The following is a 21,458-nucleotide window of genomic DNA, read 5'->3' on the forward strand; positions in this document are numbered from 1 at the left end:
CAGTTATGAAGTTATTATTAATTGGCGCAGGTGGAAGAGAGCATGCAATGGCATGGAAATTAGCTCAGAATCCTAAAGTTGAAAAAATTTTTGTAGCTCCAGGTAATGGAGGAACTGCATTAGAAAATAAATGTGAAAACATAAATATGTCTGATATTAATGAATTAGTTAACTTCGCAAAAAATAGCCAAATTGATTTAACAGTAGTTGGGCCAGAAGACCCATTAATTAAAGGTGTTGTTGATGCTTTTAAAAAGGAAGGACTTAAAATATTTGGACCAGAACAAAGAGCTGCGATGTTAGAAGGAAGCAAAAGCTATTCAAAAGTATTTATGGAGAAGTATGGGGTAAGAACTGCTAAGTATGAGGAATTTTATGATCATATAAAGGCAATTGAATACTTAAAAGAATGTGAATATCCATTAGTTATAAAAGCAGATGGATTAGCAGCGGGCAAAGGGGTTAATATATGCTTTAGCAAAAAGGAAGCAGAAGATACCATATATAGCTTTATGGTAGATGATGTATTTAAAGGGGCAGGAAAGAAAATTATAATTGAAGAATTCCTTGAAGGAGTAGAAGCTTCAATTATAAGTATAACTGATTCAAAGGTTATAATTCCGTTTATTTCAGCTAAGGATCATAAACAGATTTTTGATGGAGGAAAAGGACCAAATACTGGGGGGATGGGTGTTATAGCACCTAATCCATTTGTTAGTGATGAGGTTATAGAAGACTTTAATGAGAATATATTAAAGCCTACATTAAAAGGAATAGAAGAAGAAGGCTATGATTATAAGGGAATTATATTCTTCGGTGTTATGATGACTAAAAAGGGTGCATATCTTCTTGAATATAATGTAAGACTTGGTGACCCAGAAACTCAAAGTTTACTTTCCTTAATGGAAAGTGATTTCTTAGAATTAATAGAGGCTTCTTTAGAAGAAAAATTAGATAGTTATAATATTAAATGGCATGAAGGTGCATGCTGCAATGTGGTATTAGCCTCAAAAGGATATCCAGGTAATTTTGAAAAAGGCTATGAAATAACTATAGATGATAAAGTTAAAAACAATGTCTTTATAGCTGGGGGACAAATTAAAGGTGGAAAACTTGTAACAGCTGGAGGAAGAGTACTATCTGTAGTCGGGTTAGGAAAAACGATAGAAGAGGCAAAAGCTACAGCATATAAGAATATTAATAATGTCTCCTTTAAAGATATGTATTTTAGAAAAGATATCGGGGATAGTTAACATATTTGTGAAAACTTATGGGGACGGTTAACATGTTTTTATAATCTTTCAGAACGCTTAATAAAGGAAATGATAATATTAAAAACGAGGGATTCCTCGTTTTTAATATTTATTAACTATGATATTATATAGATAGTCTTTAAAATTTTTAGGAGGTAATGTTATGCAGAATGAATTTACAGAAGATCTAGAAAAGGCTTTAGACAATCTTTATAAAAAAGGTGCTTTCTTAACCGCAAAAGCAGATGGAAAAGCAAATACAATGACTATTAGCTGGGGTTCAATTGGATACATGCATAGAAGACCAGTATTTATGACTTTAGTTAGACTTTCAAGATATACGTATAGTCTTCTAGAAAAAAGTGATAACTTTACAATAAGCATCCCTTATGATGGAGATTTAAAAGAAGCCCTAGGATTATGTGGATCTAAGTCAGGGAGAGAGTTTGATAAAGAAGCTGAAGGGTGGATTAAATACAAAGAAAGCAGCGAGGTTTCAGCACCAGTTGTAGAAGGTTGTGGAAAATATTTTGAATGTAAAATATTATTCAAGCAATTACTAGATAAAGAATCATTAACAGAAGATATGGTTAAAAACTTCTATGGTGATGATGATTATCATATGTTATACTTTGGTGAAATTGTAAAAGCATATTAGGATAAATAAGAGTGTAATAGGATAGAAACTATTGCTTTCTTATCCTATTACATAATATGTTAGTTTTATGCTTAATTAACAAAAAGTACATTGACAATGGAAATTTTCTGTAGTATATTTTGATTATCAAATAAAATGATTTGACAATCAAAGTATTTAACTCCAGAATTAATAAACTTACTTGAGCTTAGTAAAGGAGAGAGACTAGATGAATCGTATAGAGCAGGTAATAAATGAGCTCTTAGTTAAAATATTTAATGATATTCTTGTAATTGAACAAAAAACTTTAAAAAATGGTGTGCTTAATGATTTATCTGTAACTGAAATACATACGATTGAAGCAATTGGTATGTATACAGCAAGGAATATGTCTGAAGTAGCAGCAGATTTAAAGATTACATTAGGAACTCTTACTACAGCGATCAATAAGCTTATTAAAAAAGGATATGTAGAAAGAAATAGAATTGAAACAGATAGAAGAGTAGTTCAGGTTCAATTAACTAAAAAAGGGAAGCTTGCCTATAGACTTCATGAAAAGTTTCATGGAGATATGATTAAAGATATAGTTGATGGATTAGAACCAGCTGAAGAGGAAATACTAGTAACATCTTTAAGCAAGTTATCAAAATTTTTCAAGGAAAAAAATGACTTATAAAAAGGAGAAATAAATGATATATAGTAAGTTTCTTTCTGTTGGAGCTTATGCACCTGAAAATATCGTAACAAATGAAGATTTAAGCAAAATCATGGATACATCAGATGAGTGGATAAGTACAAGAACAGGAATTAAAGAAAGAAGAATTTCAAAAAATGAGGACTGCTCAGATTTAGCTTATAAAGCAGGAAAAAATGCATTAGAAAAAAGTGGTTTGAAGGCAGAAGACATTGATTTAATAATAGTAGCTACAGTTTCACCAGATATGTTTTTCCCATCAGTAAGTTGTATAGTTCAAGATAAATTAGGAGCAGTAAATGCTACATGCTTTGATCTTAATGCAGCATGTTCAGGTTTTGTTTATGGATGTATTGTTGCTAGTTCAATGATTAAAACCGGAGAGTATAACAATGCTTTAGTTATAGGATCAGAAGTATTATCTAAACTCCTAGATTGGGAGGATAGATCAACAGCAGTGTTGTTTGGTGATGGTGCTGGAGCAGCTATAATAACAAGATCAGAAACTGAAGGTATAATAGCTGGAGCAACAAGCTCTAATGGAAGCAAAGGTAGTTCACTATCATGTGGTGCATTAGATGTTAAGTCTCCATTTACTGAAGAAGATAATATAAAACATAAGAAATTAATAATGAATGGAAGAGAAGTATTTAAATTTGCAACTGGAGTAATGGTTGATAATATAAATAAATTACTAGAAAAAACTAATATTTCATTAGATGAGGTTAAATATATAGTTCCTCATCAAGCAAATGTAAGAATTATAGATTATGTTGCAAGAAAAATAAATGAACCAATAGAAAAGTTCTATATGAACTTAGAAAGATATGGTAATACATCTTCAGCAACTATCCCATTAGTACTAAATGAAATGGATGAAAAGGGATTATTGCAGAAGGGTGATAAAATTATTTTAGTAGGTTTCGGCGCTGGGTTAACCTCTGGAGCCTTAATATTAAATTGGTAAGATCATAAATTAGGAGGATATTTAAATGGTATTTGAAAAAATAAGAGCGATAGTAAGTGAGCAATTAGCAATCGAAGAGGATAAGGTTCAATTAGAAACTACATTTGAAGATTTAGGTGCTGATTCACTAGACTTATTCCAAGTAATAATTGAATTAGAAGAAGAGTTTGGAATTCAACTTGAAAATGCAGAAAATATTAAAAGTGTTAAAGATGCTGTAGATTATGTAACAGCAAAAATAGCTTAATAATAAAATAAAACTTATTTAAAGTCAGATATAAGATTTTAATTTTGAAACTTAGTTTGTATTTGTTAGAAAATCGCAGGAAATTTGCGATTTTCTGGCATGTATAAATCAATAGTTAAACTTAAAATATTGAATATCTGACTTATTAAATAGGAGGATATGTATGAAAAAAATAGGATTTATATTTGCAGGGCAAGGAGCTCAGTACAGTGGAATGGGAAAGGATATTGCAGAAAAATATCCTTCAGCAATGGAGATTTATGACAAAGCAAATGCTTTAGTAGGATTTGATATTAAGGAACTTTGTTTTAGTGGTACTGTCGAGGATTTAAACAAAACTGAAAATACTCAACCAGCCATTTTAACAACAACACTAGCTATTTTAAAGGCTATTGAAGAAGAGGGGATTAAAGCGGAAGGTGCAGCAGGATTAAGTCTTGGAGAATATTCCGCTTTAGTTTATGGAAAAGCAATTAAGTTAGAAGATGCTATTCCTCTAGTTAAAAAAAGAGGAAGATTTATGCAAGAAGAAGTTCCAGTAGGTGTTGGTGGAATGGTTGCAGTTCTAAAATTAGATGAGGCTACAGTAAATGAAGTAGTTGAAGAAGCTTCAAAAACTGGGGTTGTAGAGGTGGCAAACTTTAATTGCCCAGGACAAATAGTTATATCAGGTGAAAAACAAGCATTAGAATTAGCAGCTGAATTAATTAAAGGAAAAGGCGGCAGAGCTTTACCATTACCTGTGTCAGCTCCTTTTCATAGTTCTATGCTTAAAGGTGCTGGAGATAAGCTTTTAAGTGAATTAAATAATATAGAAGTAAATACGCCAGATTTAGCTATTTATAAAAACCTAACAGGTACTATCTATGAAAATAATGAAGATGTTAGGGACGTACTAAGAAAACAATTAATGAGTTCTGTAAGATGGGAAGAAACAATAAATAATATGATAAAAGATGGCTTTAATGTATTTATTGAAATAGGTCCAGGTAAAGCCTTAACAAGTTTTGTTAAAAAGATTAATAGAGAAGTTACTACATTCAATGTAGAAAATTTAGAGAGTTTATCAAAAACTTTAGAAGGATTAAAGGAGATTTAAAATGCTTAAAGATAAAACTATTATTGTTACCGGTGCTAATAGAGGGATAGGTAAGGCTATAGCTATAAAGCTTGGAGCTTTAGGAGCAAATGTTATTGTTAACTATAGAGGTAATGAAGTTGAAGCTTCAGAAGTGGTTTCAGAAATAGTTAATGCTGGTGGAAAAGCAGAAAAAGTAAAGGCTGATGTATCCAAATATGCTGATGCAGAATTTTTAATTAATGAAGCAAAGAATATTTTTGGAGAAGTATACGGACTTGTAAATAATGCTGGAATCACTAGAGATACATTGATCCTTAGAATGAAAGAAGAAGATTTTGATGCAGTAATTGAAACAAATCTAAAAGGAGCATTTAACTGTTCAAAAGCAATTACTCCAATACTATTAAAAGCAAGAGCAGGAAGAATAGTTAATATTTCTTCAGTTGTAGGTATTGCAGGAAATGCAGGTCAAGTTAATTATGCTGCTTCAAAGGCAGGAATAATTGGAATGACAAAATCTTTAGCAAAAGAAATAGGTCCAAGAGGAATAACAGTAAACGCTGTTGCACCAGGATTTATAGAAACTGATATGACAAAAGATTTAAAAGATAATATAAAGGAAGAAATGATTAAAACACTTCCATTAAAAAAACTTGGTCAGGCAGAAGATGTAGCTAATGCAGTAGCATTTTTATTATCAGATGAAAGTTCATATATAACAGGCCAAGTGTTAAATGTAGATGGCGGAATGGTGATGTAAGGAGGAAATAATGAGTAATAGAGTAGTTGTAACTGGGATGGGTGCTGTAACTCCTATAGGAAATAATGCTCAAGACTTTTGGAATAATTGTAAAAATGGGGTTAACGGAATAGATTTTATTAAGGCATTTGACACAAGTGATTTTGATGTAAAGATTGCTGCAGAAGTAAAAGATGATTTTACTACAGATGGAGTAATGGAAAAGAAAGAAAGCAGAAGAATGGATAGATTTTCTCAGTTTGCAATTGTAGCAGCTGATGAAGCTATTAAAGATGCTAAACTTGATTTAGATAAAGTTGACAGAGATAGATTAGGTGTTATAATAGGGTCAGGTATTGGCGGTTACAATACCATGGAAACAGAATTCTTCAAGCTTTTTGAAAAAGGAAACAAAAGAGTTTCACCACTATATATCCCTATGGCAATAGGTAATATAGCTGCAGGAAATGTTGCTATAAAATTTGGGGCAAAAGCTATATGTACATCAGTTGTAACAGCTTGTGCATCAGGTACTAATTCTATTGGAGAAGCTTATAGAAATATAAAGCATGGTTATACTGATATAATGATAGCAGGTGGAACAGAAGCACCTATAACAAAATCAGGGGTTTCCGGTTTTACTAACATGAAGGCATTAAATACTACAAATGACAAGGATAGAGCTTCTATACCTTTTGATAAAGAGAGAAGTGGATTTGTTATGGGAGAAGGTGCAGGTATCTTAATACTTGAAAGCCTTGAACATGCACAAAATAGAGGAGCTAAAATCTACGGAGAAATAGTTGGTTATGGATCAAACTGTGATGCATATCATATAACTTCACCATCACCAGATGGAGAAGGTGCAATGAAGGCAATGAAATTAGCTATAGATGAAGCGGGGATAAAGCCAGAAGAAGTAGGATATATTAATGCTCATGGAACATCAACACCATATAATGATAAATTTGAAACTTTAGCTATAAGAAAATTATTTGGTGAAAAAGCTTACGAAATACCAGTTTCTTCAACTAAGTCTATGACAGGACATTTGCTTGGAGCAGCAGGAGCAGTAGAAGCAATAGTTTGTATAAAAGCAATGGAAGAAAGTTTTGTTCCTCCAACTATAGGATATAAGGTTAAGGATGAGGAATGTGACCTTGACTATGTACCTAATAAAGGGAAAAATGCAAATGTAAAATATGCATTATCAAATTCTCTAGGATTTGGTGGACATAATGCAACATTGTTAATAAAAAAATGGGATTAGGAGTAACTCAATATGAAAATTGAAGAAGTTAAAGAACTTATTAATTTAATAAATGAATCTGATTTAGCTTTATTTGAATTCAAAACAGATGACTGTTATTTAAAAATGGATAAATCAACAACAAGAAGTAGTGAAGTAAAGGAAGTAGTAACTGCTGCAAGTCCAGTTCCAGTAGCTAATATTACTAGTTCAGAAACTACAATTGTTAATAAAGAAGAAACTATAATAAGTGCACCAGCTCAAGAGGGATATATTGTGAAATCTCCAATAGTAGGTACATTTTACATGTCTCCATCACCAGATAAGCCAGCTTATGCTGAAGTTGGAAAAAGAGTTAAACAAGGTGATACTTTGTGTATAATAGAAGCTATGAAGCTTATGAATGAGATTGAGAGTGAAGTAAGTGGAGAAGTTCTTGAAATATTAGTTGAAAATGAAAGCATGGTTGAGTTTGGTCAACCGTTATTTAGAATTAGGAGGGATTAAGATGTTAGGTGTAAAAGAAATAAGAGAAATTATACCACATAGATATCCATTTCTATTAATAGATAGAGTTGAGGAATTAGAACCAGGAGTTAGAGCTAAAGGTTATAAAAACTTAACAGCTAATGAAGAGTTTTTCCAAGGACATTTTCCGGAAGAACCTGTTATGCCTGGAGTATTAATGATAGAAGCTTTAGCACAAATGGGAGCAGTTTCAATATTAAGTAAAGAAGAATTTAAAGGAAAAACTGCTTTCCTAGCAGGCATAGATAAGGTAAGATATAAGAGAAAAGTTGTTCCTGGAGATAAATTAGAATTAGAAATTGAAATAATAAAAGTTAAAGGCCCGATAGGAATAGGAAAAGGAACTGCTAAAGTAGATGGGAAAATAGCATGTCAAGGAGAAATTCTCTTTGCAATAGGATAGGTGAGAGTATGTTTAAGAAAATACTAATAGCAAATAGAGGAGAAATAGCAGTAAGAATCATTAGAGCTTGTAGAGAGTTAGGAATTAAATCTGTAGCAGTATATTCTGAAATAGATAAAGATGCACTACACACTCAATTAGCTGATGAAGCTGTTTGTATAGGTAAAGCAGCTGCGAAAGATAGTTATTTAAATATACAAAATATTCTAAGCGCTTGCGTTTTAACAGGTGCAGAAGCAATTCATCCTGGCTTTGGCTTTCTTTCAGAGAATGCAAAGTTTGCGAAAATGTGTGCTGAATGTAATATAAAGTTTATAGGACCAGATTATGAAGCAATTGAGCTTATGGGAAATAAGGCTGTTGCGAGGGAAACTATGAGAAAAGCAGGAGTTCCTATAACGCCAGGATTTGAAGGAATAATAGAAAATGAAAATCATGCTTTAGAAATTGCAGAAGAAATAGGATATCCAGTTATGATAAAAGCTGCTGCCGGCGGTGGTGGAAGAGGAATAAGAATAGCCTTTAATAAAGACGAATTCTTAAATGGATATAATACTGCAAAGGCTGAAGCTTTAACTTGTTTTGGCGATGACAGACTATATATTGAAAAATATATACAAGGACCAAAACATATAGAATTTCAAATTCTTGCAGATGAGCACGGAAAAGTAGTTCATCTTGGAGAAAGAGATTGTTCAATTCAAAGAAAAAACCAAAAAGTTATTGAGGAAGCTCCATCATTAATTTTAGATGAAGAATTAAGAGCTAAAATGGGAGAAATCTCAGTAAAGGCAGCTGAAGCTGTAAATTATAAAAATGCAGGAACAATTGAGTTTTTAGTTGATAAGGATAAAAATTTCTATTTTATGGAGATGAACACTAGAATTCAAGTTGAGCATCCAATTACAGAAATGGTTACAGGGATAGACTTAGTAAAAGAGCAAATTAAAATAGCTTATGGTATCCCATTAGATTTTAACCAAGAAGATATTGTAATAAAAGGCCATGCTATTGAATGTAGAATAAATGCAGAAGATCCAAGCCAAGGTTTTAGACCATGTCCTGGCACTATTGAACAAATTATATTTCCAGGTGGTTTTGGTGTAAGAGTAGATTCAGCTATATATGGAGGATATAAGATTCCTCATTGCTATGATTCAATGATTGGAAAACTAATCGTTCATGGTAAAACAAGAGAAGAAGCGATAATGAGAATGAAAAGAGCACTTGGTGAATTTGCTATAGGTGGAGTAAGTAATAATATTGATTTTCAATTTGATATATTAGAGAATGAGGATTTTGTTAAAGGAAATTTTGATACTTCATTCTTAAAAGAAAAGTTGGTGATTGAATAATGCTAGAGGGGCTACTTAAAAAGAGAACCTATATCACTGTTTCATCAGTACCAATTAAAAAAGATGAAAAAGGAAAGATTAAAGCAAGTGAAGTAAGACCAACTATACCTGATGGTATGTGGTGTAAGTGTCCAGATTGTGGGGCAATTCTTTATAATGAAGATGTTGAAAAAAATATTGGAGTATGTAATAAGTGCAACTATCACTTTAGAATAGATGGAAAGTATAGACTTAACTTAGTGGCAGATGAAGGAACCTTTGAAGAGTTTTTTGGTGATATTACTAGTGTGGATCCACTAAACTTTGAAGGGTACAAGGAAAAGTTAGTTAAAGCCGAAGAAAAAGCATCTATAAAAGAAGCAGTTATAACTGGAACTTGTAAAATAGATGGCATGAAGGTTGCAATTGGGGTTATGGACTCTAATTTTATGATGGGAAGCATGGGAACTGTAGTTGGAGAAAAAATAACTAGATTAATAGAGCTAGCTACAGAAGAATCTCTACCTTTAATCATTTTTACTACTTCAGGTGGAGCGAGAATGCAAGAGGGAATATTCTCTCTTATGCAAATGGCAAAAATAAGTGGTGCTCTTAAGAGACATTCATTAAAAGGCTTACTATATATTGCATTCTTAACTGATCCTACTACAGGAGGGGTTACTGCATCCTTTGCAATGGAAGGAGACATTATCCTTAGTGAACCAGGTACACTTATAGGTTTTGCAGGAAGAAGAGTAATTGAAAATACAATTAATCAAGAACTTCCTAAGAATTTTCAAAGAGCAGAGTTTCTATTAGAAAAGGGATTTATTGATAGCATTATAAATAGAAAAGAACTTAAAGAAACCCTTTCAAAAATACTGAAACTGCATGAGGTGAAGTAAATGGAGAGAAAGCCTATTAAAAAACTAACGGCTTGGGAAAGAGTTGAGATTGCAAGAAAGCAAGATAGACCTAATGCCTTATATTATATAAACAACATATGTGATAGTTTTATAGAATTTCATGGAGATAGAGCCTTTGCGGATGATAAATCAGTAGTTGGAGGAATCGGTGAAATTGAAGGTATAAATATAACCATTATTGGAATAGTAAAAGGAAATAATGCCAAGGAAAATATTGAAAGAAACTTTGGTATGCCTAATCCAGAGGGGTACAAAAAAGCTCTTAGATTAATGAAACAGGCAGAAAAGTTTAAGAGACCTATCATCTGCTTAATAGATACTCCTGGGGCTTATCCAGGTATTGGTGCAGAAGAAAGAGGCCAAGGATATGCAATTGCTCAAAATCTTCAAGAAATGTTTGATATAAAAGTACCTATAATTTCTGTGATTATAGGGGAAGGTGGAAGTGGAGGAGCATTAGCATTAGGAGTTGGAGATAGAGTATTCATGCTTGAAAATGCTATTTATTCTATACTTACACCTGAAGGATTTGCATCAATTCTATGGAAAGATGCTAGTCGTTCTAAAGAGGCGGCAGAAGTAATGGGAATAACTGCACAAGAATTATTAGATTCTGGAATCATAGATAAAGTTATAAGAGAGCCAATTGGAGGAGCACATATTAATCCTGAGAAAATGGCTTGGAGATTAAAAAGAAAAATACTTCCTGAGCTTGAAGCATTAAGAGAAATGAATACAGAAGAACTATTAGAAGCTCGTTATAATAAGTTTAGAGCAATGGGAAATTTTTATTAGAGATAAAAGTAGGTGCATTTTAATGATAAATAAATCATTGAAATGCACCTTTAAATTTTTATTTTTTTTCTCTTCTCTTTTTACTTGATTGATAGAAATAGTAAGCTCCTATTGGGATAATTAAAACACCAGCAGTAATCTGATTTATGTAACCTAGGTCATAAAGCGCCATTAATGCCAATAATTCAAGCAATGGTGCTAAAGAAAGCTTTAAAAAATCGTCTTTACTTTTCTTTCCTTTATAAACATTGTAAACATCAAAAAGTAGAAGTGCTACAAGAATCACGTATACTAACATCATTAGTTCCCCTTTTCTAAGTAATAACAGCTTGATTATAACATAAGTAATGCAAATTAACCAATAGGACAAAATAAAATAGTAACAAAATGATTGAAAATATTAGATTAAAATAAGAAATAAATAAATAAAAAAACAGAAGCTTAAAAACTCCTGTTTTGATATGTATTAGTAATTATTTATTAATTTTAGGCTGCAGTTCCTTTTTTATTATCTAAATTCAATACTGAACTTTTAGAAAGTGCTTTAGCTAGAGCTACTGAAATTGCACCATCAACAAAGTGATGGATTATTGTTCCTACACCAACCACTATTAAAACCTTATATACTGTAAATCCAAATGGAATTACTGCAAGAGCTTCTAAAGTTCCATGGATTGGAGCAGTAATTAAAATAACATATTTGAATGGAACATTTCTCTTAACTAAGTATCCTCCAACACCACCTACGACAGTATGCATTAATGCTCTTGCTGCAATAACTAATGGTGAAGTTATAAAGAAACCAAGGGCTGATCCAAGACCAACAGCTAATGCAACTGCCGGGCTAATTAACATTGCAATAAATAATGGTACATGCGAAGCTATAGTAGCTGTGAATGGACCAATTACAACCTTTAAAAATCCAAAGTATAAAGGAATTATAATAGATATTGCTATAAGTAATGCTGCATAAATCATATTTTTAATTTTAGATTGCATAGTATTCCTCCTATAATTCAAGTGTATATACACCAGTATACAAGTTGTCTTTGGATTTGTAAATACCTTATTTAGATATGGCAAAAACTATAAATATTTACTAAAAAAGTAGCAAGTGTGATATAATGTCACTATGTAAATTATAGGAAATATGTAGAAATATTTTAATAATAAGTTATGGTATTTATGGAGGTATAAGATGATTGAGATTAACAACCTAACAAAGAAATATGGTAAGTTCGTGGCAATCAAAAATATTGATTTTAAAGTAGGAGAAGGGGAAATAGCAGTTTTAGTTGGCCCTAATGGTGCAGGAAAATCAACAATAATTAAATCAATTGCAGGACTTTTGAGATACGAAGGAAAAATAACCATATGTGGAAAGAATAATAAGACTATTGAGGGAAAAAGACTTTTTAATTATGTTCCAGAAATCCCTTCCATGTATCCATTATTAACAGTAGATGAACATCTGCATTTTATTGCTAAAGCTTATGGTATATCAAATTATAAAGAGCATGCGGAGCTGTTACTAGAAAAATTTGATATGACTGATAAGAGAAAAAAGTTAGGACAAGAGTTGTCAAAAGGGATGCAGCAAAAAGTAAGCATAATGTGTGCATTATTAACTAATCCTAAGGTGATTTTATTTGATGAGCCATTAATAGGATTAGATCCTAAAGCGATTAAAGAACTTAAAAATCACTTACTTGAATTAAAAAATCAAGGAGTGACTATTATAGTAAGCACGCATTTACTAGACAGTGTTGAGGAGTTATGGGATAGAATAATATTAATGAAGAATGGAGAGATTGTTTTATCAAAATCTAAAAATGAATTCCAGTTGGAGAAGGAAAGTTTAGAAGACATTTTCTTTGAGTTTACGGAGGGTAACTAAATGAAGGCGCTAATATATTTATTAAGAAAATCTCTTATTAACTTTATTTTAGACCTAAGAAAGAAGCCTTCAAAGTTAATACCCATGATTATAATTGTGGGATTTCTAATATTTACCTTTGTAGTTTCAGCCAAAGGAGGGAGTAGGAATATCCCAAGTAATATATCCGCTAAATATATTGTAGCGTTTGGTACAATAGGAATAATTGGAATTTTACTACTAGCATTAATTAATGGCCTAAATAAAAGGTCGTCACATTTTTACATGAGTGATGTAAATTTTGCATTTACTGCTCCAATAAGACCACAAAATATGTTAATCTATGAATTTATTAAAAGTATATCTTCTACGTTGTTTTTCATGGTGTTCTTATTATATCAGATACCCAACTTAAGGGTTAATTTAGGTATCACTGGTGCAGGAATAGTAGGGCTATTAGTTACGATAGGATTATTTTTTATTACAGTAACAGTAATATCCATTTTCTTATATAGTCTATGTTCTATTTATCCAAGCCTTAAAAATATACTATCATATTTATTTAAGGGAATTGCAGTTATTATAGTTTTATTCACAGGAATAAAAATACTACCGGATAAATCTAAAGCATTAGAAATAGTAGTTGGAATTTATAATAATGATATTATTAATTACATACCTTTAGTTGGATGGTATAAAGGTATGATATATGAATCTATAGTAGGTATAAACAGTATATTCTTCGTATATTTGACACTAAACATCTTATTAATTGGAGTTATATTAACTATACTTTATTATATGAAACTTGATTATTATGAGGATGTATTAGATGATGCTCAGCTTAAAGAAGATGCTTTAAAATTAAAAACCAAGCAAATAAATGCAAAGGAATTTCAATATGGTAGAAAGGGTAAAAGAAAGATAAGGAAAATAGATTCAGAATATACTGCTTCCTATGGAAAGGCTATTTTCTATAGACATCTTTTAGAATATAGAAAAACTGGTTTCGGGGTAATAAATTTGTATACAGGTTTTATGGTTGTATGTGCATTTATCTTTGGGAAGTTTATGCATGTTGGTGAAATAACACCATTACTATATTTTTATGCTTATCTTTCAGCCATAAGTTCCTTTGGAACAAAGATTCACACGGAAATGTCAAAACCATATATATTTTTGATTCCAGATACTCAAGAAAGTAAGGTGTTTTGGGCAACTCTAGCATCCTCTTTTAAGTTTCTTGTAGATGGAACATTGAGTTTCCTACTTGCAGGAGTGTTGTTACTCGCAAATCCTTTTGAAATAATATTATGTATAGCAGTTTACGTATCCTTTGGATTTGTATTTATTTATGGAGGTGTACTCAACTATAGATTATTTGGTAGTTTAGCTTCTAACTCTCTAAAAGGAATTTTAATGATGGTAAGTATTTTTGTATATATTTTACCAGGAATAATTGCTGCGGTAGTAATATCAAATACTCTTAGCTTCTTAGGTCACTATGCAATATATTGTTCTTTCTTAATTTGGAATGTATTAGTTTCCTTCATTATTATTCAATTTGCTAAAGGCGTGCTTAATAATTGTGAATTAGAATAAAGAAAAAGAGTCAAAAGTACTAATCTAAAATCATAATTTCTGATATACTAACATTAGTACATCAGAAGAAAAGAGGGTTAATATGGATAGTGTACAAGTAGCAAAGTTTGCTACAAGAATGGCTATTTCAGCTAGAGATGAAGAAGGTAAGTTAAGAGAAGAATTTGAAAAATTAGGAGCAAAAGTTTGTGCAGTTGATATTGGAGGAAATATTAATAGCTCAATACAAAAAATATTAGAAAGAGCCTTAGTTGCCTCAAAAAGATGTGGGTTAATAAGAGATGAACATCTGCATGAAGGAGCAGTGATAGGAGCTTGTAGGGATGCTATAATGGAGGTATCTGCAAAGGCCAGCAGTCAAAATATTGGCGGAAAAATTGGTATTGCAACTGCTGGTGAACATTTAAGTGTCTGTATATTTTTAAGTATAGGATTACTTCATTTAAATGAAGTTGTAATTGGACTTGGACACAGAGCAATACCAAGGTAATATAAATTAATATTTGGAATAATAGAATGTAAGTTTTGGAAGAAATAATGCCCATAATGTAAGAAATTATGGGCATTATTTTATTTACAAAAAGTGTGAAGTATGATAATATATTTTAAATGATATATTATCAATAAATCAGTAGTTATGTTGTATTGTTTAGTAGAATTTGTAGTAAATTATTGATAAATATTAATTATAACTTTATTTTATTTGTAAAATTAAAAAGGAGATGGAAGTATGGTAGGAAAGAAGAAAATTGCTCTAATTTTATGCTCACTATTGGCAGTTACATCATTAGTTGCTTGCGGCAAAAAAGAAGAAGCAAAAAAGAAAATTGGAATTACACAAATAGTTGCACATCCTGCATTGGATTCTGCTAGAAAGGGTTTTTTAGATGCTCTTAAAGAAAAAGGGTATGAAGATGGTAAAAATATAACTGTTGACTATCAAAATGCCCAAGGAGATATTTCTACGGCAAATACTATCGCGCAAGGATTTGTAAGCGATAAAAAAGATTTAATCTTAGCTATTGCAACACCAACAGCGCAAGCAGCGTATAATTCAACTAAGGATATTCCAATTGTTTTTACAGCAGTTACAGACCCTGTAGATGCTGGTTTAGTTAAGGATGCTAAAAAACCTGGTACAAACGTTACTGGAACATCAGATTATGTTTCAATTGGTGACCAGATTAAATATTTAAAGAAAATACTCCCAAATGCAAAAACTGTAGGAGTTATATATAATACTTCAGAAGCTAATTCAATGGTTCAAGTAAAAACCTTAAAAGAAGAAGCAGCAAAAGTTGGACTAACTGTTAAAGAAGCTGGGGTTACTAGCGTAAATGATATTGATCAAAGTTTAAACTCAATTTTAGGTTCTATAGATGTACTATATACACCAACAGATAATACTATTGCGTCTTCTTATGATCTAGTAGGAAAAAGATGTCTTGAAAAGAAGGTTCCTATATTTGGAGCAGAATCTGCAGTAGTAGAAAAAGGTGGACTAGTTACAGCAGGAATTGATTATTATGAATTAGGTAAACAAGCAGGTTATAAAGCTGCAGATATTTTAGGTGGTAAAAAGCCACAAGATATAGAAGTTGGATACTTCACTGATTTAAAAGTTACAATAAATACTGATGCTGCTAAGAAATTAGGAATAACAATACCAGATGATATTTTAAAGGATGCTGAAAAGGTAACTGGAGGCGTTAATTAATGTCTTTAGTACTTAATGTATTAGAACAAGGGTTTTTATTTTCCCTTGTATCAATTGGTGTTTATATAACATACAAAATATTGGATTTCCCGGATATGTCCGTTGATGGGTCGTTCCCTTTAGGTGCTGCAGTTTGTGCAGCACTTTTATCAAGGGGAATGGATCCAATATTATCTGTATTTATAGCCTTAGCAGCAGGAGCAGTAGCAGGATTTTTCACAGGTATATTACACGTTAAATTGAGAATAGACAGTTTACTTTCAGGTATACTTATAATGATAAGTCTCTATTCTATGAATTTAAGAATTATGGGAAAGTCAAATATTCCACTTTTTACATTCAAGAATATTTTTAAAGAAAAAGAGCTTATGATTGGAAATTTAAATTTTGCACCAATAATAATCATATTGATTTTTGTGATTATAGCAAAATTAGCAATTGATCTTTTTTTAAAAACAAAAAGAGGATTTTTATTAATTGCAACTGGAGATAATGAACAAGTCGTTACTTCATTAGGAATAAATTCAGACAATGTAAAAATATTAGCCCTTATGATCTCTAATGCCTTAGTAGCATTAGCAGGAGCGTTAACAGCACAATATCAAGGGTTCTCAGATGTAGGTATGGGGACAGGTACAGTAGTTATGGGGTTAGCATCTGTAATTATTGGTGTATCAGTTCTTAAAAAGGTAAGTTTTATTAAGATAACTACCTTAGCTATCTTTGGAGCTATCGTTTATAAATCTGTGGTTGCTATAGCACTACAGGTAGGATTATCACCAAATGATTTAAAGTTAGTGACAGCATTAATTGTTATTATTGCATTAACTATTAACAATAAAGGTTTGATTTTTAAAAGGAAGAAATCAATGAAAGGTGGTGCCGTTCTGAATGTTAGCAGTCAAGAATCTATGTAAGATTTTTAATAAGAATACTGTAAATGAGCATAGTGTATTCGAAAACTTTAACTTTGAAGTAAATGAAGGAGATTTTGTAGCTATAATAGGATCTAATGGCGCTGGTAAGAGTACTCTTTTGAACCTAGTTGGTGGAAGTTTAGATGGAGATTCAGGTTCAATTATTATCGATAATAAGGAAATGATTAATTTCCCTGAATATAAAAGGTCTAAGCTTATTGGAAGGGTTTATCAAAGTCCTTCTATGGGTGTATCACCTAACATGACAATTCTTGAAAATTTATCTATGGCAGATAATAAGGGAAGAAAATTTGGACTAACCTTTGCAATAGATAAAAAAAGAGAAGGATATTTCAAAGAACTTCTTAAGAAAGTAAACTTAGGACTTGAGGATAAACTTCATACCAAGGTAGGACTTTTGTCAGGAGGCCAAAGACAAGCATTAACACTATTAATGGCAGTTATGTCAAATCCAAAACTCTTATTGTTAGATGAGCATACTGCAGCATTAGATCCTAAAACTTCTGAAAAGATTATGGAGATAACAAGAGATATAGTTAAAGAAAAAGGAATTACTACATTAATGGTTACTCATAATTTAAATCATGCTATTTCATCAGGTAATAGGCTAATTATGATGCATGAGGGTAATGTGGTTATAGATGTAGAAGGCGAAGAAAAAGCATCTTTAGATACAGATAAATTAATTGGTTTATTTGAAAAAGTCCATCTTAAAGATGGTCTTAGTGATAGAACTTTGTTTAGTTAAATAAAAATAACCCCAAAAGGAGTAATACCTTTTGGGGTTGTTTTATATTTAAAATTTAAATAACAAAACTTAGAAGTATAGAAAAGGCTCCACCAATAATCAAAGCTATCATACTTATTCCAAAGCTTAATGTAGTTTTAACACTATAACTATTTTTTTCTTTTTTTGTAACTTCAAGATTTGCATTGCTTACATATTGAGAATTTACCTGTCCCATAGATTGAAGAGATAAGCCCATAGGATTGCCGCCTATAGATGACAGTGCACCGATAATTATTAATAGAATTCCCTCCATAAAAAGAACATCTTTAAAACTATATCCTGTAAAACGTATAATTAGATAACCTATACCAATAGCAATAAGAAACCATACAATACCAGCAAATAGACATTTTAATAATTGCTTAGATTTTGAAATTTCCATAACAAACACCCCAACTAATTTACTTTAACTTATTATATAATATAAAAAAACTTATTTCAATATTTTACAAGGAAACAATTTAATAATTATGTTAAAAATTTGAATTAAGTTTTGTATTTATATATAATTTAAATAAGTTGATTTTTTAATTAAGGTTACTTAAAGATCAATTTTGTTTATATAAATTAGGGGGGTATTTATGAGAGAACGTAAATCTGAAATTATTGCATATTTAAGTTCAGATGTTAAATCTGTTTGGAATGTAGTAACGAATAATAGGGATTTTAAATGGAGAAGTGACATTGAAGGAATTGAAATATTTAACAATGGTAAGGAATTTATTGAATATAACAAAAAAGGTACATCTACAAGATTTAAAATAACAAAGAAGCGAGAATTTAAAGAATATGAGTTTAATATGGAAAATAAAATGTTTACTGGTTTTTGGACAGGTTATTTTTTTGAAGTTGAAAATGGTGGAACAAAGATAATTTTTAAGGAAAATATATTTATAAAAAATCCAATAATAGCATTATTGTCATACATATTTATGAATTTAAATAAGATGCAGGGCATATATGTATCCGATTTAAAAAGGAAATTGGGTGAATAGGGAGTCAAATATTATGAAGCTTGAATTGATGAATAAAGATGATTTTTATAAAATTGTAGACTGGAATAAAGATAAATCCGGAGACTTTTTATTACAATGGGCAGGACCGTCCTATACTTATCCCATAACTATTGTTCAGATAGAAGACCATTATTTTAATGAAGTTCAAAGGAAAGACTCAAATGCTTTTATATATAAAATAATTGGGGACGGGGATGAAGTAATTGGAACCATAGAGCTTAGAGAAACAGATAAAGTAAATAAAGTAGGAAGAGTATGTAGGTTTTTAATTGGAGAAGAAAAAGTCAGAGGAAAAGGAATTGGAGCAAAAGCATTAAATGAAGTTTTGAGAATTGGATTTGAAGAAATGGGGTTTAAGAAAATAACACTTGGTGTATTTGATTTTAATATACGAGCCATTAAATGCTATGAGAAAGTAGGGTTTAAGAAAGAAAAGTTTATGGAGAACTCAAGAAAAGCATCAAATGGCTATTGGAATCTATATGATATGGGGATATCAAAGGAAGAATGGGAGTTAAGATATGAAAAGTCATGATAACATACTAAATATTATAAAGAAGAATTAAAGTGGAACCCACCATTTGCAGATGTATTATCTAAATATTCTCCTAAGGGATTAGAAGGATATTTAACTATGAGGGAATCAATGCCTTATGCAAAGCAGGAATAGAAGCAATTAATGCTGCTGAAAGTAGATATAAAGAAATGGCACGGTAAAAGAAAGTAGTAAATAAGAAGTTATAAAATTGGGGGCGACATTATGGTAGATTGGAATTCAAATCAGTATTTAATGTTTAAAAATGAAAGAACACAACCAGCAATTGATTTAGTTAATAGAATTATGGTTAATAATCCTAGAAAAATTATCGATATAGGTTGTGGGCCTGGTAATAGTACAAAAGTTTTAAAAGAAAGATTTCATGATTCATATATTTTGGGAATTGATAGTTCTTCAAATATGATAGAGGCTGCACAAAGAGATTATCCAGAAATAGATTTCAAAATATGTGATGCAAGTAAAGATTTATCAAAACTTGGTGATGATTTTGATATTGTGTTTTCTAATGCATGTATACAATGGATTCCTAATCATAATGAACTTTTAAGAAATCTTATTGGGTTGATTAAAAAAGGCGGTGTATTAGCAGTACAAACACCAATGAATTATAATGAGCCAATTCATAACATAATTGAAGAGGTATCAACAAATAAAAAGTGGAAAGACGAATTTAAAAATCATAGAATTTTCTACAATTTAACGCAAGGAGAATATTTTGATTTATTATCAGAAATCTCTTCTGAGTTTTCAATTTGGGAAACTATATACTTTCACAACTTAAAATCCCATAAGGAGATAATAGAGTGGTATAGGGGAACTGGATTAAGACCATACTTAGATGAACTCTCAGACGAGAAAAAAGAAGCTTTTGAGAAGGATATTTATGATAGAGTAGTTGAGGAATATCCAACACAGAAAAGTGGAAATATCATTTTTAGATTTCCAAGGTTCTTTTTTATAGCAAGAAAATAGATTAGGAATAAAAATATTATGATAAAACTAGAAACAGAAAGATTGATAATAAGAGATCATATAGAAGAGGATATAAATTCACTACATAGCTTAATTTCAAATGATGAAGCTATGTATTATTTACCTGAAATTAAAACACACACTCTAGATGAATCTATGGAAAATCTGTACGAAGCAATTAAGGAGGCAAATTTAGAAAATAGAGCTAAGTTTTTCTTTGGGATAATAATTAAAGCCACCAATGAATATGTTGGAGAGATAGGATATACAATAACTATCAATTCGTTGAAGGGGAAGGTAGTAAACTTAGGGTATTTTATATTACCTAAGTTTTGGGGAAAAGGATTTGTAACAGAAGCAGCTAGAGAAGTTATAAGTTATGCCTTTAGTCAAGAAGATATAATTAAAATTGAAACTGGATGTGTAACAGAAAATGTAGGTTCTGAAAAAGTGATGAAAAAATTAGGAATGATTAAGGAAGCTGAGTTTAAACAACATGTGTTATTAAATTTTCAGCTTTTAGATAGAGTAGAATACAGATTATTAAAAGAAGAATGGTTTAAATAATATAAGGGGGATACTTGATGAATTTAGAAGAGTTAAGAGAAGATTGTAGCATTAAGCAGAAGAAGGGATTACATTTTATTATAGCATCCGTTTTTATTTGGGGGGCTTTACTATTTATACATTTATCTAGTTTACCAATTTTAACGAAAAATCTATTAACCTTTTGTTGTACAGCACCACTTTTACCATTAGCATTTTTTGTTTCAAAGATTATTAAAGTAGATTTTCAAAATAAAGATAATCCACTAACCAAACTAGGGGTTCTATTTTCATTGAATCAAATACTATATTTACTTATTGCCATGTGGGTTTATCCAACAGTTCCAGAGAAAATGTTAATGGTAATCGCAATGATATTTGGTGCACATTTGCTTCCATATAGCTGGTTATATAAATCAAAAAGTTATATGATATTTTCTATAATAATACCTATTATTGCATTGATTTTAGGAAATAATTTTCCTCCGTATATCTTAGCCGCAATTATGATTATAGTCGAACTATTATTTAGCATTTCTTTAGTTGCCGAAAATAAAAGATTTGTTTTATAATTTACTTAACTAGATAA

The 21,458-nt window shown here is 30.9% G+C and carries 27 protein-coding genes; 24 read left to right on the forward strand and 3 right to left on the reverse strand.

Annotation, left to right across the window (positions count from 1 at the left end; translation table 11 throughout):
* Positions 1-5 precede the first annotated feature (5 nt).
* The 13 genes from purD to PTZ02_RS03330 all read left to right on the forward strand — a co-directional run bounded on the left by purD (position 6) and on the right by PTZ02_RS03330 (position 10,853).
* Positions 6-1,253 (forward strand): phosphoribosylamine--glycine ligase, encoded by a 1,248-nt coding sequence (purD, locus tag PTZ02_RS03270; RefSeq protein WP_274226385.1) that lies wholly within the window; start codon positions 6-8, stop codon positions 1,251-1,253.
* Positions 1,254-1,416: 163 nt separating this feature from the next.
* Positions 1,417-1,911, forward strand: coding sequence for a flavin reductase family protein (locus tag PTZ02_RS03275; RefSeq protein ID WP_274226386.1), 495 nt, complete (start codon positions 1,417-1,419; stop codon positions 1,909-1,911).
* Between the two features lie 208 nt (positions 1,912-2,119).
* Positions 2,120-2,566, forward strand: a complete 447-nt coding sequence (locus PTZ02_RS03280) for a MarR family winged helix-turn-helix transcriptional regulator (protein ID WP_274226387.1) — start codon at positions 2,120-2,122, stop codon at positions 2,564-2,566.
* 13 nt (positions 2,567-2,579) lie between these two features.
* Entirely contained in the window at positions 2,580-3,551 is a 972-nt protein-coding gene (locus PTZ02_RS03285) for a beta-ketoacyl-ACP synthase III (RefSeq protein ID WP_274226388.1), read from the forward strand.
* A 25-nt stretch (positions 3,552-3,576) separates the two neighbouring features.
* A complete protein-coding gene (gene acpP / locus PTZ02_RS03290; protein ID WP_274226389.1) occupies positions 3,577-3,798 on the forward strand; it encodes an acyl carrier protein in 222 nt (73 codons plus the stop codon).
* A gap of 163 nt (positions 3,799-3,961) precedes the next feature.
* Positions 3,962-4,897 carry an ACP S-malonyltransferase gene (gene fabD, locus PTZ02_RS03295; protein WP_274226390.1) on the forward strand — a complete coding sequence of 312 codons (936 nt, stop codon included), beginning with the start codon at positions 3,962-3,964 and terminating at the stop codon, positions 4,895-4,897.
* 1 nt (position 4,898) lies between these two features.
* The gene (gene fabG, locus PTZ02_RS03300; RefSeq protein ID WP_274226391.1) at positions 4,899-5,639 is read left to right on the forward strand and encodes a 3-oxoacyl-[acyl-carrier-protein] reductase; all 741 of its coding nucleotides are present in this window, start codon (positions 4,899-4,901) and stop codon (positions 5,637-5,639) included.
* Positions 5,640-5,649: 10 nt separating this feature from the next.
* On the forward strand, positions 5,650-6,888 hold the full coding sequence (fabF, locus tag PTZ02_RS03305; protein ID WP_274226392.1) for a beta-ketoacyl-ACP synthase II: 1,239 nt from the start codon (positions 5,650-5,652) through the stop codon (positions 6,886-6,888).
* 12 nt (positions 6,889-6,900) lie between these two features.
* Positions 6,901-7,374 carry an acetyl-CoA carboxylase biotin carboxyl carrier protein gene (gene accB / locus PTZ02_RS03310; RefSeq protein ID WP_274226393.1) on the forward strand — a complete coding sequence of 158 codons (474 nt, stop codon included), beginning with the start codon at positions 6,901-6,903 and terminating at the stop codon, positions 7,372-7,374.
* Between the two features lies 1 nt (position 7,375).
* Positions 7,376-7,798: a 3-hydroxyacyl-ACP dehydratase FabZ gene (gene fabZ, locus PTZ02_RS03315; protein ID WP_274226394.1), complete on the forward strand. Its 423-nt coding sequence runs from the start codon at positions 7,376-7,378 to the stop codon at positions 7,796-7,798.
* Positions 7,799-7,806: 8 nt separating this feature from the next.
* Positions 7,807-9,153: an acetyl-CoA carboxylase biotin carboxylase subunit gene (locus PTZ02_RS03320; protein WP_274226395.1), complete on the forward strand. Its 1,347-nt coding sequence runs from the start codon at positions 7,807-7,809 to the stop codon at positions 9,151-9,153.
* The gene (gene accD, locus PTZ02_RS03325) at positions 9,153-10,037 is read left to right on the forward strand and encodes an acetyl-CoA carboxylase, carboxyltransferase subunit beta (RefSeq protein ID WP_274226396.1); all 885 of its coding nucleotides are present in this window, start codon (positions 9,153-9,155) and stop codon (positions 10,035-10,037) included. Before PTZ02_RS03320 ends, accD begins: the two co-directional genes overlap by 1 nt.
* Positions 10,038-10,853 (forward strand): acetyl-CoA carboxylase carboxyltransferase subunit alpha, encoded by an 816-nt coding sequence (locus PTZ02_RS03330; protein ID WP_274226397.1) that lies wholly within the window; start codon positions 10,038-10,040, stop codon positions 10,851-10,853. It abuts the gene before it with no gap.
* A 58-nt stretch (positions 10,854-10,911) separates the two neighbouring features.
* Here PTZ02_RS03330 and PTZ02_RS03335 read toward each other — a convergent pair whose 3' ends face one another.
* Complete coding sequence (locus PTZ02_RS03335; RefSeq protein WP_274226398.1) at positions 10,912-11,151, reverse strand: hypothetical protein; 240 nt, start codon at positions 11,149-11,151, stop codon at positions 10,912-10,914.
* A 188-nt stretch (positions 11,152-11,339) separates the two neighbouring features.
* Positions 11,340-11,852, reverse strand: coding sequence for an ECF transporter S component (locus PTZ02_RS03340; protein ID WP_274226399.1), 513 nt, complete (start codon positions 11,850-11,852; stop codon positions 11,340-11,342).
* Positions 11,853-12,051: 199 nt separating this feature from the next.
* Here PTZ02_RS03340 and PTZ02_RS03345 point away from each other — a divergent pair, with 199 nt between their 5' ends.
* The 6 genes from PTZ02_RS03345 (at position 12,052) to PTZ02_RS03370 (ending at position 17,734) form a co-directional block, all read left to right on the forward strand.
* The gene (locus PTZ02_RS03345; protein ID WP_274226400.1) at positions 12,052-12,750 is read left to right on the forward strand and encodes an ABC transporter ATP-binding protein; all 699 of its coding nucleotides are present in this window, start codon (positions 12,052-12,054) and stop codon (positions 12,748-12,750) included.
* The gene (locus tag PTZ02_RS03350; RefSeq protein WP_274226401.1) at positions 12,751-14,331 is read left to right on the forward strand and encodes a putative ABC exporter domain-containing protein; all 1,581 of its coding nucleotides are present in this window, start codon (positions 12,751-12,753) and stop codon (positions 14,329-14,331) included. It begins immediately after the preceding gene.
* Between the two features lie 82 nt (positions 14,332-14,413).
* Positions 14,414-14,821 (forward strand): HutP family protein, encoded by a 408-nt coding sequence (locus PTZ02_RS03355; RefSeq protein ID WP_202767410.1) that lies wholly within the window; start codon positions 14,414-14,416, stop codon positions 14,819-14,821.
* 240 nt (positions 14,822-15,061) lie between these two features.
* On the forward strand, positions 15,062-16,048 hold the full coding sequence (locus PTZ02_RS03360; RefSeq protein ID WP_274226402.1) for an ABC transporter substrate-binding protein: 987 nt from the start codon (positions 15,062-15,064) through the stop codon (positions 16,046-16,048).
* Positions 16,048-16,965: an ABC transporter permease gene (locus PTZ02_RS03365; RefSeq protein WP_274226403.1), complete on the forward strand. Its 918-nt coding sequence runs from the start codon at positions 16,048-16,050 to the stop codon at positions 16,963-16,965. The genes PTZ02_RS03360 and PTZ02_RS03365 overlap by 1 nt, the downstream gene beginning before the upstream one ends.
* Positions 16,940-17,734, forward strand: a complete 795-nt coding sequence (locus PTZ02_RS03370) for an ABC transporter ATP-binding protein (protein ID WP_274226404.1) — start codon at positions 16,940-16,942, stop codon at positions 17,732-17,734. Before PTZ02_RS03365 ends, PTZ02_RS03370 begins: the two co-directional genes overlap by 26 nt.
* A gap of 55 nt (positions 17,735-17,789) precedes the next feature.
* Here the strand turns inward: PTZ02_RS03370 and PTZ02_RS03375 are convergent, their stop codons facing one another.
* Positions 17,790-18,158 carry a hypothetical protein gene (locus PTZ02_RS03375; RefSeq protein WP_274226405.1) on the reverse strand — a complete coding sequence of 123 codons (369 nt, stop codon included), beginning with the start codon at positions 18,156-18,158 and terminating at the stop codon, positions 17,790-17,792.
* Between the two features lie 199 nt (positions 18,159-18,357).
* Between PTZ02_RS03375 and PTZ02_RS03380 the strand changes: the two genes are divergently transcribed.
* The 5 genes from PTZ02_RS03380 (at position 18,358) to PTZ02_RS03400 (ending at position 21,441) form a co-directional block, all read left to right on the forward strand.
* Positions 18,358-18,771 carry a hypothetical protein gene (locus PTZ02_RS03380; protein WP_274226406.1) on the forward strand — a complete coding sequence of 138 codons (414 nt, stop codon included), beginning with the start codon at positions 18,358-18,360 and terminating at the stop codon, positions 18,769-18,771.
* A gap of 13 nt (positions 18,772-18,784) precedes the next feature.
* Positions 18,785-19,327, forward strand: a complete 543-nt coding sequence (locus PTZ02_RS03385) for a GNAT family N-acetyltransferase (RefSeq protein ID WP_274226407.1) — start codon at positions 18,785-18,787, stop codon at positions 19,325-19,327.
* Between the two features lie 225 nt (positions 19,328-19,552).
* Positions 19,553-20,323 (forward strand): methyltransferase domain-containing protein, encoded by a 771-nt coding sequence (locus PTZ02_RS03390; protein ID WP_274226408.1) that lies wholly within the window; start codon positions 19,553-19,555, stop codon positions 20,321-20,323.
* An 18-nt stretch (positions 20,324-20,341) separates the two neighbouring features.
* Positions 20,342-20,890 carry a GNAT family N-acetyltransferase gene (locus PTZ02_RS03395; protein ID WP_274226409.1) on the forward strand — a complete coding sequence of 183 codons (549 nt, stop codon included), beginning with the start codon at positions 20,342-20,344 and terminating at the stop codon, positions 20,888-20,890.
* Between the two features lie 17 nt (positions 20,891-20,907).
* A complete protein-coding gene (locus PTZ02_RS03400; RefSeq protein WP_274226410.1) occupies positions 20,908-21,441 on the forward strand; it encodes a DUF7010 family protein in 534 nt (177 codons plus the stop codon).
* The last annotated feature ends 17 nt before the right edge of the window (positions 21,442-21,458 follow it).

Origin of the sequence: Clostridium sp. 'White wine YQ', from assembly GCF_028728205.1 — a bacterium.
Lineage (GTDB): Bacteria > Bacillota > Clostridia > Clostridiales > Clostridiaceae > Clostridium_T.

Excerpts from the sequence above, each read along its gene's own strand:
- purD (WP_274226385.1), top strand. The coding sequence starts at position 6 with ATGAAGTTATTATTAATTGGCGCAGGTGGAAGAGAGCATGCAATGGCA.
- PTZ02_RS03275 (WP_274226386.1), top strand. The coding sequence starts at position 1,417 with ATGCAGAATGAATTTACAGAAGATCTAGAAAAGGCTTTAGACAATCTT.
- PTZ02_RS03280 (WP_274226387.1), top strand. The coding sequence starts at position 2,120 with ATGAATCGTATAGAGCAGGTAATAAATGAGCTCTTAGTTAAAATATTT.
- PTZ02_RS03285 (WP_274226388.1), top strand. The coding sequence starts at position 2,580 with ATGATATATAGTAAGTTTCTTTCTGTTGGAGCTTATGCACCTGAAAAT.
- acpP (WP_274226389.1), top strand. The coding sequence starts at position 3,577 with ATGGTATTTGAAAAAATAAGAGCGATAGTAAGTGAGCAATTAGCAATC.
- fabD (WP_274226390.1), top strand. The coding sequence starts at position 3,962 with ATGAAAAAAATAGGATTTATATTTGCAGGGCAAGGAGCTCAGTACAGT.
- fabG (WP_274226391.1), top strand. The coding sequence starts at position 4,899 with ATGCTTAAAGATAAAACTATTATTGTTACCGGTGCTAATAGAGGGATA.
- fabF (WP_274226392.1), top strand. The coding sequence starts at position 5,650 with ATGAGTAATAGAGTAGTTGTAACTGGGATGGGTGCTGTAACTCCTATA.
- accB (WP_274226393.1), top strand. The coding sequence starts at position 6,901 with ATGAAAATTGAAGAAGTTAAAGAACTTATTAATTTAATAAATGAATCT.
- fabZ (WP_274226394.1), top strand. The coding sequence starts at position 7,376 with ATGTTAGGTGTAAAAGAAATAAGAGAAATTATACCACATAGATATCCA.
- PTZ02_RS03320 (WP_274226395.1), top strand. The coding sequence starts at position 7,807 with ATGTTTAAGAAAATACTAATAGCAAATAGAGGAGAAATAGCAGTAAGA.
- accD (WP_274226396.1), top strand. The coding sequence starts at position 9,153 with ATGCTAGAGGGGCTACTTAAAAAGAGAACCTATATCACTGTTTCATCA.
- PTZ02_RS03330 (WP_274226397.1), top strand. The coding sequence starts at position 10,038 with ATGGAGAGAAAGCCTATTAAAAAACTAACGGCTTGGGAAAGAGTTGAG.
- PTZ02_RS03335 (WP_274226398.1), bottom strand. The coding sequence starts at position 11,151 with ATGTTAGTATACGTGATTCTTGTAGCACTTCTACTTTTTGATGTTTAC.
- PTZ02_RS03340 (WP_274226399.1), bottom strand. The coding sequence starts at position 11,852 with ATGCAATCTAAAATTAAAAATATGATTTATGCAGCATTACTTATAGCA.
- PTZ02_RS03345 (WP_274226400.1), top strand. The coding sequence starts at position 12,052 with ATGATTGAGATTAACAACCTAACAAAGAAATATGGTAAGTTCGTGGCA.
- PTZ02_RS03350 (WP_274226401.1), top strand. The coding sequence starts at position 12,751 with ATGAAGGCGCTAATATATTTATTAAGAAAATCTCTTATTAACTTTATT.
- PTZ02_RS03355 (WP_202767410.1), top strand. The coding sequence starts at position 14,414 with ATGGATAGTGTACAAGTAGCAAAGTTTGCTACAAGAATGGCTATTTCA.
- PTZ02_RS03360 (WP_274226402.1), top strand. The coding sequence starts at position 15,062 with ATGGTAGGAAAGAAGAAAATTGCTCTAATTTTATGCTCACTATTGGCA.
- PTZ02_RS03365 (WP_274226403.1), top strand. The coding sequence starts at position 16,048 with ATGTCTTTAGTACTTAATGTATTAGAACAAGGGTTTTTATTTTCCCTT.
- PTZ02_RS03370 (WP_274226404.1), top strand. The coding sequence starts at position 16,940 with ATGTTAGCAGTCAAGAATCTATGTAAGATTTTTAATAAGAATACTGTA.
- PTZ02_RS03375 (WP_274226405.1), bottom strand. The coding sequence starts at position 18,158 with ATGGAAATTTCAAAATCTAAGCAATTATTAAAATGTCTATTTGCTGGT.
- PTZ02_RS03380 (WP_274226406.1), top strand. The coding sequence starts at position 18,358 with ATGAGAGAACGTAAATCTGAAATTATTGCATATTTAAGTTCAGATGTT.
- PTZ02_RS03385 (WP_274226407.1), top strand. The coding sequence starts at position 18,785 with ATGAAGCTTGAATTGATGAATAAAGATGATTTTTATAAAATTGTAGAC.
- PTZ02_RS03390 (WP_274226408.1), top strand. The coding sequence starts at position 19,553 with ATGGTAGATTGGAATTCAAATCAGTATTTAATGTTTAAAAATGAAAGA.
- PTZ02_RS03395 (WP_274226409.1), top strand. The coding sequence starts at position 20,342 with ATGATAAAACTAGAAACAGAAAGATTGATAATAAGAGATCATATAGAA.
- PTZ02_RS03400 (WP_274226410.1), top strand. The coding sequence starts at position 20,908 with ATGAATTTAGAAGAGTTAAGAGAAGATTGTAGCATTAAGCAGAAGAAG.